Consider the following 8725-nt stretch of genomic DNA (forward strand, 5'->3'; position numbering starts at 1 on the left):
AGTCAAGGCTGGTGATGATATACATGCACTGATCACGTCTGTTATGTTGAGGCAGACTGTCCTGCTCCTCAGCTTTAACAGCATCGTTATAGTAAACATTAACCCTGACAGGCTTATCTGCAGTAGTGGTAACTGACTTCTGGTCGGGTTTCTTGGGTGTTGCGGAGTACGTTCCGATGAAATGCTCCGGTAAGCGGTGCAATTCAATACTTCGCTGGGCAATGACCATTGTTTCAATTTGCCCGTACTTTGCGGCAGCCTGAATAACCTCCTTGCTGTTGATTTTATGCCCTGCCAGCTCATTCAGTACAAAACCTTGATTTGTACGGCATTCCTGGATTTTAAACTGACATCCTGTAGCCTCTCGTATAACGAAATCGATGCCGTTCTCCTGCAGGTTGATTATATTGATGAAATCAAGGTAAATACGGTCACCGCAGAACAGGACCTTGCCCATATTTTTCAGGACGCCGTAGTTAACATTGTGGTTTTCAGCTCCTGTGCCCTCGGTGATATGGATATATACCGGAGTCATGGTCGACAGTGAGTATGCTGAATGATACTTGAGCTGGTGATTCCTGGTCTCGCCCCTGTGTTTATGACCATCAGGGCGCTTGCTTTTACGCAGCGCGCCAGAGCCGCTCGTATCATAATAGTTGCCTGACTGAACGTAAGCCTGAACGTATGAGCCATCCTGAATCACGATGTCATCATACGAATGCAGCTTCAAAAAGCTCAGGACTTTTCTGGTCACAGCATCGTTAGACATCAGGGCAAGTCTTTTACTCTCGAAGTAGATCATCTGCATCAGCACAGAGGAGTAATCTACAAAATCCCTGGTAAAATCAGGGTCAGCCATCCATGAAATGATGCTGTTACTGCTGATGTCGAAGTCGTCCCTGACGCATCTGGAAATGGAACTTATGCACATTGTTCCATTAGCAGGACGCTGCTGCTCAATCACCTGTCCAAGAGACAGAATCAGCTCTGATGGCTAAAACTTCCTGGACCTGCTGGTAGATCCAAGTGTTTTAAACACCTCATCGATCACGTCAGGATTGACCAGATCAGCAACAGTGAATTTAAAGGTATAGTCCCTTATCCTGACATGATATCTTGGGCGTTCCTTTCCTACATATTTCCCAGAAACATAGACATTCTTGTTGGCGAAGCCGAGTTTTATATCAACTTTCGGCAGTTGATCCTCGGGCAGTCTGGTCTCAAGGCTGCTTATGCCAAAAGCCTCCTCCAAAGCTTTGCCCTTTTTATCTTCCTCCTCGCCGTCAACCCCCTCCATGAGCTCTTGCATGGTTTCCGCATCCGGTGCACCAGGCACTGTTTCTTCAGCAGCCACGCTATCTGAAGCATCTGCCAGGGGATCACACCCAGTTTCTTCGACAGCACCACTATCTGAAGAATCTGCTGGGGTATCACCAACAGTTTCTTCAGCAGCACCACCATCTGAAGCATCTGCAGGGGACTCGCCACGGGCTTTATCCTCATCCTTGTCTGAGTCTGCATTCCCGGTAGCATGATCAAATGATTTAAAACCGCGATAACAATCCTCGGTCAGGAACATCTGCCCATAATGACCCGGCTCCTTCCTGAATCTTTCTTCAAGGATTGCAAGCTCAAGAGCAATGTCCTTATCACAGTAGTTACTAACCCCAAGAATGTCATGTTTGTCTGTCTGATCCATATGCAGCTCAAGACAGGTACGTACCGATGCCGCCAGAAAGGTCTCTGGTACATCGCAGACAGAGTCAGTGTTCTTCAGGAACTGATCATGAAAGTCATGTTCATTGTCCAGTACTGACGGGGCAAGAATAGAAATCGCCTTTTTGCCGATATATTCGACAGAATTCAGGTCCTTGCGCAGAAGTCTAACGATGGCAAAAACCCTCCTGGCGCGGCGAAGTCTCACCTTCTTTTTATACTTGGAGCGAAACTCTCTAGTAGAGTTTCTATGCGTACTAAGAGCCTCTCTGCCCTTTTTACCGCGCTTCTTAAGGCTCTTGCTCTTCTTTCCTTTAGGAAGCTTGGTATTTCTGTGCTTTCGATTGATCGAAGCACGGCATCTGCGCATGCTGCGCTCAGCTGAAACCGATTCACACTTGTCGGACAAGTCAATTTCAAGACAAAAGCTGATGTCTATCGGCTTGAATGGACCTACAAAGTTCCAGGCTATCGGCTCCTTAAAGCATGCAAAAGGCTTGGCGCTAAAGTTTTTCTGGGCGAGAAAAACAGCATTTCCTCCGGAAAAAATAGGTATATATGGAAAAATTGCCTGGCAATTTTGGCCGCTGCGGCGTTGACAGTCCTTGTCGATGATATTATTATGTGGCACACTAGGGGATTCCTCCATTTACATAGAAATCTAAACGGATCCCCAATTTTACCATTTTTGAGTTGTAATTGCTAGCGATTTATCGCTATTTTTTATCAGTCCATAGATACATCATTTTCAGTTTAAAAATCCCCAAAACTAGATACTACTTTTGGGGCTTTAATTAAGCAAATTTTGCTTTTTTTGATGTGTGGCTATGTTACAAAACAGATTGGAAAGCTCAATTCGTAACCAGGCTAACGTTTCTGCCAACCAGTCTGATGCCCGTAGCAGAATTCGTGACGCTGACTTCGCCGAAGAGTCTGCCAACCTGTCACAGCAGTCCATTATCCAGCAAGCTGCTACGTCCATGCTGATGCAGGCCAATACACGTCCTCAGCTTGGTCTGTCCCTGTTAGGCTAACGCCATAACAGAATCAGATATCCTTATAAATTCTAAGATACAGAATTTGCTTTATAAAAGGTTAGGAAATGGCAGTATACGTAAACACTAATGTGAGCTCATTAAACGGCCGCAGGTATCTCAATAACGTACAGAATCAGCTGACGACCACATACCAGAGACTCTCGTCGGGCCTGAGAATTAACAGCGCCAAGGACGATGCCGCCGGCCTGCAAATCAGCAGCCGTCTGACGACTCAGATCAACGGTCTCAACCAGGGTAACCGTAATACCTCCGATGGTATTGCTCTGGCTCAGACCATCGAAGGCGCCATGGACGAAATGACTGGCATGCTCCAGAAGATTCGTACTCTGGCTGTTCAGGCCAATAACGGCACCAACACTGCTGATGACCGTGCTGCCCTGTCCAAGGAAGCTACTGCTCTGGCAAAGGAAATCGGACGTATTGCTACTCAGACAAGATTTGGTGGCAAGTTAGTTCTGGACGGAGCTGATGGCGCTGGTCAAGGTGGTGCTGCTGCGGTAGAGAATACTATTTACGGTAAGGCAGCCGGACAGGCTGGTGGCGCCGCTGGTGGTGGCTCAAAGGGTACTCTTACCCTGCAGGTAGGAGCCAATAAGGGCGATACCATTACCTTTGATGTTTTATCAGCCAAGTTCTCTCAGATTGCAAAGAATGGCGGTGTTACTGATCAGGATCTTGCTAAGTTCGCTAAATTTAACAATCAGGGCAATACTAAGGATCTGCAAGAAATTAAGCTCGACACCACAGAAAATATTGAGGCTGCAATCGCTGGCATGGACAAGATGATTGCTGCTATTGACGGTTCCAGAGCTGGTCTTGGCGCTTTACAAAACAGATTGGAAAGCTCAATTCGTAACCAGGCTAACGTTTCTGCCAACCAGTCTGATGCCCGCAGCAGAATTCGTGACGCTGACTTCGCCGAAGAGTCTGCCAACCTGTCACAGCAGTCCATTATCCAGCAGGCTGCTACTTCCATGCTGATGCAGGCTAACACCCGTCCACAGCTTGGTCTGTCCCTGTTAGGCTAAGCTACGACATAAATCTGTACAAGACAGGTCCTGGTAACAGGATCTGTACCAAAGGCCCTCAGGCATTACTGCCCGAGGGCTTTTTTGTTCTTAAATCATCGCAAGTTATCCCATTCAGTCAGAAGTCAAAATGCCGTGGCGTTGCAGGGGCAGGGTGTGTTTATTGAGTTTTTTCTTACTTTCGGGATCTTTTATCACTGACGTGTTTTGGGCTTTGCCTGATTGGTGGATGTTTGGTCGTGATGATGATTTTGTTTGACAGGACATTTGCCGGTAAGTCAGTACTGGTGCGGCTGCGTAGCAGGTAATAGCTGGTTGAGCTTGCCGTGGTTATGATCTGTGAGGTCAGGGTGAAGGGCGTGACCTTGTATGGATGGTCGCGTGATATGGGGCGCTTTTTTGTGGTGCGAGGGGCATGATTATGGGATAATCTGTCCAGTTTTCAGACATTAAAGGACGGTGCCATGGCTCAGGATAAAGGAAAAGACAGTGCAAAGGATGCAGCAAAGGACAGCTATCAGGTGCCTGCTCTTAAACCTGGCCAGTTTCATGTCAATGAGATTGTAATCAAGCGCAGCCGCTTTATTACCACCATTGCTCATACTCCATCAGTTGATGAGGCCAAGGCTTTTATTGATCAGGTCTCTCTTGAGTATAAAGATGCCCGTCATAACTGCTTTGCATTCAATGCTACAGCTCCCGGCTCTACAGCCTTCTGCGGCTGCTCTGATGATGGAGAGCCAAAGGGCACAGCAGGACAGCCTATGCTTAACGTAGTGCTGCACTGCGGAGTAGGTGAGCTTACTGCCGTAGTAACCCGTTACTTTGGCGGAGTGCTGCTGGGTACTGGAGGTCTTGTAAAGGCATATCAGGGATCTGTTCAGGAGGCACTGCAGACTCTGCCGGTTACCGAGCGTATGATTGCTGCCCGCATGAGCATTGGTCTGGAGCACCGCTACATACCTAAGCTGCAGCATATGCTGCCTGATTTCAGAGCTACTGTAGTTAAGGAAAACTACGCTGAAATAGCTTATTTCGACATAGTTCTGCCTGTACACGAGGCCGATAATCTCGAGCGTGTGCTGGTCGATATGACCAAGGGCTCACTAAAGATTATCGCCCGTACCTGATAATGCCCGCTCATAACACTCTGACAGCTCTGTGTGCAGGTTATGGGCGGTGAGTGTTGTATTACGAGGAGCTGATGGCAGGATGGTTATCATCCTGTCTTCACCATGATTTCATGGCATGCTCATGCTCATGTTCACGCTCGTGCTTATGCCTGTGCTCACGCTTGTGTTCGTACTCATGCCTGTGCTCACGCTTGTGTTCGTACTCATGCCTGTGCTCACGCTTGTGTTCGTACTCATGCCTGTGCTCATGCTCGTGTTCAGGTTCATGAGCCTGTTGGCTGGTGTTGTTTATCCGTGGCTTACAGGCCATATCAGTTTCAGTATATATTTCACCCACAGTTGATTTTTGCAGGGCGGTCCTGTCCTGTGCGCATGGTCCTGAGTGCCTGAGTGCCTGACTTCAGTAATTTGTGGAGCTGTCAGTCTGAGCATTAAGCCTGCATTGCAGCATTTTCCGACGGGAACAGGTGCTGCTGTGCTTCATTAAGATTTGTGAAAACATTAGTTGAGAACAGCCTGCGTTCTGGATATTTCCAGAGTTCACATGTTATTACCGTAAGGCTGATTTGAGGGATATGGCTATGGCCAAAGACTTGAGAATGGACATAACCGGACTGCGAGCCATCGCAGTTTTGTCGGTAACCATTTACCATCTGGTGCACGTCCTCACACCTGAGTTTACCTGGATGCGAGGTGGCTTCCTCGGTGTAGACATCTTCTTTGTGATCTCCGGTTATCTGATGACCATGATCATTATGAAGGGTGTGGAAAAGGGCAACTTCAGTCTTTATGACTTCTATAAACGAAGAGCTCAGCGTATCTGTCCTGCTCTGATGGTTACGGTCATAGTCTTCGTACTTCTGGCCATGCTCCTGATAGGTGAAGGCGATCTCAAGCGCATGACCCGAGAGGCATTCAGCGCACTGCTCTTTGTCTCCAACATGTACTTTGCCCAGAAGACAGACTACTTTGGCAATTCGGCTCTTGATCAGGCTTTCCTGCATACCTGGTCACTGTCTGTTGAGTGGCAGTTCTACATGTTCTACCCGCTCATCATTCTGGGTCTGCGCCGTATCATGGATATCCCGTCCATTGGACGTACCATTCTGGTAATGACAGTTCTGTCCGTAATCATGGCCAGCTACCTGACTACCAATTATCCACGCTACTCATACTACATTCTGCCATCACGAGCATTTGAAATGCTCTTTGGTGGTCTGGCCTGGTTCTATCCTTTAAGCTGGTTCCAGAGTGCAGCCCGTCGTGGTGCCATGCCTGACTTCCTGGCCCGCCTTATCAGCTCCATTACTCCAAGGGCCGCTGAAGCCGGTGGTCTTATCATCATATTTGTCTCTCTGGCTTTTGTTGATGATGCCCATGGCTGGCCTACCTTATGGGCTCTGCCACCATTATTCGGTGCCTGGCTGTGTATTGCTGCCAACAATACCAACTCGCTGTTGCGCAATGTAGTCTTCCAGAAGCTTGGTCTGTGGTCTTATGCCATTTACCTTGCTCACTGGCCATTAATCGTCTTTGTAACCAAGCTGGGCTTTAATGTCTGGTGTCTGGAGCTGCTGATTCCTATCTTCATTCTTGGTGTGCTGCTGCACTATCTGGTGGAGAGAAGACGTAACTTTGGCTGGGTATTCTTCGTCGTATACGTAGCCACTGTCTGTGGAACCTGGAGTGTAGCCAGCTACGGTGCTACTTTCCGCCTTAATCATGAGGTAACCCGCTACGCCCAGTATGGCGGCCATACCGTACCTTTTGAGGGTAAGGTTAACTCCATTGGTGATCTGGAGCGCAAGCCTGACTTCGTGCTTATTGGTGACAGCTTTGCCCGTCACTATGCTCTTGATCTCATTGACCGTGGCCTGCATGTAGTGACCGTATTCCGTGACGGCTGTTATTCATGGCGCGCCTATGTCAACCGTCGCTCTGAGGGTTACATAGACAAGAAGTGTGCTACCCGTTATACCCATGCCAAGAAAGCTGTAGCCGATAATCCTGACCTTCCTGTAGTTATTGCTCAGGACTGGCCACGTTACCGCAGCTCTCTGGTACGCCGCAAGAATGATTACCAGGTACCGGAGCACCTTTTTGATCAGGCTGTAATCCGTGATTTGGAGCTCATGGCCCGTCAGTTTAAGGATCGCAAGGTATATGTTCTGGGAACTCCTCGTCAGACCGTATTTGATGTGGGCAGTACCTGTATGTTCCTGCATGCTCTTGAGAACCCTCTCAGTCAGTTCCTGAGATCGCACTTTACCTGCATCAAGAACAAGGAGCTCAACGAGATTCCTTTCAACGACATACTTTATAAAGCCATTTCTGAACTGCCTCAGAATAAGGGTCTTGATGAAAAGGACTGGCCGGTAAAGTATATCGATCCAAACGATGCTATCTGTGTTGATGGCAACTGCGAGATCCTGGTGGGCAAGTTTATTCCTGTATATCAGGACGGTCTGCATTACTCATGGGCCGGATCCATCAAGGTTGTTTCCTACATTCTTTCTCAGATTGGTGTAGATCAGGGCCGTGTCCGTACCGAGTTTGAAGATGAGAATATTCCATCTCCTGAAGCTGGTGAAGCTCCTGAGGGATATGCTGACGATGCTCCGCCTCCAGATTATGACGACGCAGACAAACAGGATGAGTCCGATGATGGTTCATCATCTTCAAAGCCTGCTGCTGAGCTGACACCTGAGCAAAAGGAAAAGCAGCTTGAGAAGGCCGGTCTTGCAGGCGACAACTACGTCTCTGATGAGAATCTCTAAATTCTGAAATGAAGTTTCGGGCCATGGCCTGAAATAACAAAGCCCTCTGTCTGAAAAGTAGACAGAGGGCTTTGCTTTTTCAGGCAGCTTCAAATCTGCTCTGTTTGATTAGAGGTCAGGGCTTCTGGTCTGAGATAAGCCCGGTCATGCAATTGCTGTAAGCTGCGCAAAGGCATCGTGCTCAACAAGTACCTTGATACCAATACCCAGCAGTACCAGGGCTCCAATGGTGTTAAGAAGGGAATCAAGGCTACGCAGCCTGGACAGGGCCTGCCCCATGGAAAAACCGCACTGGGAGCATACGGCACAGATAAGGCCGATGATAAGTGCTGGCAGCATAATGCTGTCACTGACCAGACCATAAGATACTCCTACAGCAAGAGCATCAAGGGAGGTTGCTACAGCCATGGCAAGCAGGGTATTAATACCAATCATCATGAGGCGGCCGCGATCGCTTTCAGATGAGCAGTTCTGATCTGAGTCTTGCTCATCGTCTCTTTTGCCCCATGCTTCTTTGAGCATTTGGGCGGATACCCCTGCCAGCAGGACAAAAGCTATCCAGTGATCAAAGGCTGCTACCTTGTCATGCAGCCGATTTCCGGCGATAAATCCCAGTACCGGCATAAAAAACTGGAAAAAGCCAAAGCTTATAGCCACCGAGCTGCCGGTTACCATGCGCTGGACACGGCTCATAGGGAAGCGTCCAGCTATGAGTGAGCACACGAAAGCATCAACAGACAATGTACGGCGAAATTATGAATGACATGGTTCAAAAATCAAAAAAATAGTTCATAAATGCCTTGACAAATCAAAAATATTGACAATTTTCAGGCATAGAACTTGCTGAAATTGGCTTAAATAAGTTATTTGGAGCAAGGTCTTATGAAACTTACTGAGCAGAAAATTAACGAGATAAGAAACAGGTTCATTGAGGAAAAGAAGCTGGTTGAATCTAATGGTCATATTATGAGTCCTGCAGCTTTTGAAGCTCTCGTTAATGAGTATGAGTCATA

General features: G+C 47.9%; 7 protein-coding genes and 1 pseudogene. 4 read left to right on the forward strand and 4 right to left on the reverse strand.

Annotated elements, in window-relative coordinates:
* Window positions 1-964 (reverse strand): transposase (locus MXE41_RS12625; RefSeq protein ID WP_247100789.1); only part of this gene is annotated, 964 nt, incomplete at its 3' end.
* Between the two features lie 30 nt (window positions 965-994).
* Window positions 995-2347, reverse strand: coding sequence for a hypothetical protein (locus tag MXE41_RS12630; protein ID WP_247100792.1), 1353 nt, complete (start codon window positions 2345-2347; stop codon window positions 995-997).
* Between the two features lie 199 nt (window positions 2348-2546).
* On the opposite strand from MXE41_RS12630, the pseudogene MXE41_RS12635 reads away from it, so the two are divergent.
* The 3 genes and pseudogenes from MXE41_RS12635 to MXE41_RS12645 form a co-directional block, all read left to right on the forward strand.
* A pseudogene (locus tag MXE41_RS12635) lies at window positions 2547-2750 on the forward strand (flagellin); the annotation flags it as partial.
* Window positions 2751-2818: 68 nt separating this feature from the next.
* Window positions 2819-3802, forward strand: a complete 984-nt coding sequence (locus MXE41_RS12640; RefSeq protein WP_247100794.1) for a flagellin — start codon at window positions 2819-2821, stop codon at window positions 3800-3802.
* A gap of 464 nt (window positions 3803-4266) precedes the next feature.
* A complete protein-coding gene (locus MXE41_RS12645) occupies window positions 4267-4932 on the forward strand; it encodes a YigZ family protein (RefSeq protein WP_247100795.1) in 666 nt (221 codons plus the stop codon).
* A gap of 100 nt (window positions 4933-5032) precedes the next feature.
* Here the strand turns inward: MXE41_RS12645 and MXE41_RS12650 are convergent, their stop codons facing one another.
* Window positions 5033-5272 (reverse strand): hypothetical protein, encoded by a 240-nt coding sequence (locus tag MXE41_RS12650; protein ID WP_247100797.1) that lies wholly within the window; start codon window positions 5270-5272, stop codon window positions 5033-5035.
* A gap of 244 nt (window positions 5273-5516) precedes the next feature.
* Here MXE41_RS12650 and MXE41_RS12655 point away from each other — a divergent pair, with 244 nt between their 5' ends.
* Window positions 5517-7712: an acyltransferase family protein gene (locus MXE41_RS12655; protein ID WP_247100799.1), complete on the forward strand. Its 2196-nt coding sequence runs from the start codon at window positions 5517-5519 to the stop codon at window positions 7710-7712.
* Between the two features lie 144 nt (window positions 7713-7856).
* On the opposite strand, the gene MXE41_RS12660 is transcribed toward MXE41_RS12655, so the two are convergent.
* The gene (locus tag MXE41_RS12660; protein ID WP_247100801.1) at window positions 7857-8453 is read right to left on the reverse strand and encodes a manganese efflux pump MntP family protein; all 597 of its coding nucleotides are present in this window, start codon (window positions 8451-8453) and stop codon (window positions 7857-7859) included.
* Window positions 8454-8725: the final 272 nt, after the last annotated feature.

It is taken from the genome of Anaerobiospirillum sp. NML120449 (assembly GCF_023051105.1).
In the GTDB taxonomy this organism is placed as follows: domain Bacteria; phylum Pseudomonadota; class Gammaproteobacteria; order Enterobacterales; family Succinivibrionaceae; genus Anaerobiospirillum.

Excerpts from the sequence above, each read along its gene's own strand:
- MXE41_RS12655 (WP_247100799.1), top strand. The coding sequence starts at position 5,517 with ATGGCCAAAGACTTGAGAATGGACATAACCGGACTGCGAGCCATCGCA.
- MXE41_RS12645 (WP_247100795.1), top strand. The coding sequence starts at position 4,267 with ATGGCTCAGGATAAAGGAAAAGACAGTGCAAAGGATGCAGCAAAGGAC.
- MXE41_RS12640 (WP_247100794.1), top strand. The coding sequence starts at position 2,819 with ATGGCAGTATACGTAAACACTAATGTGAGCTCATTAAACGGCCGCAGG.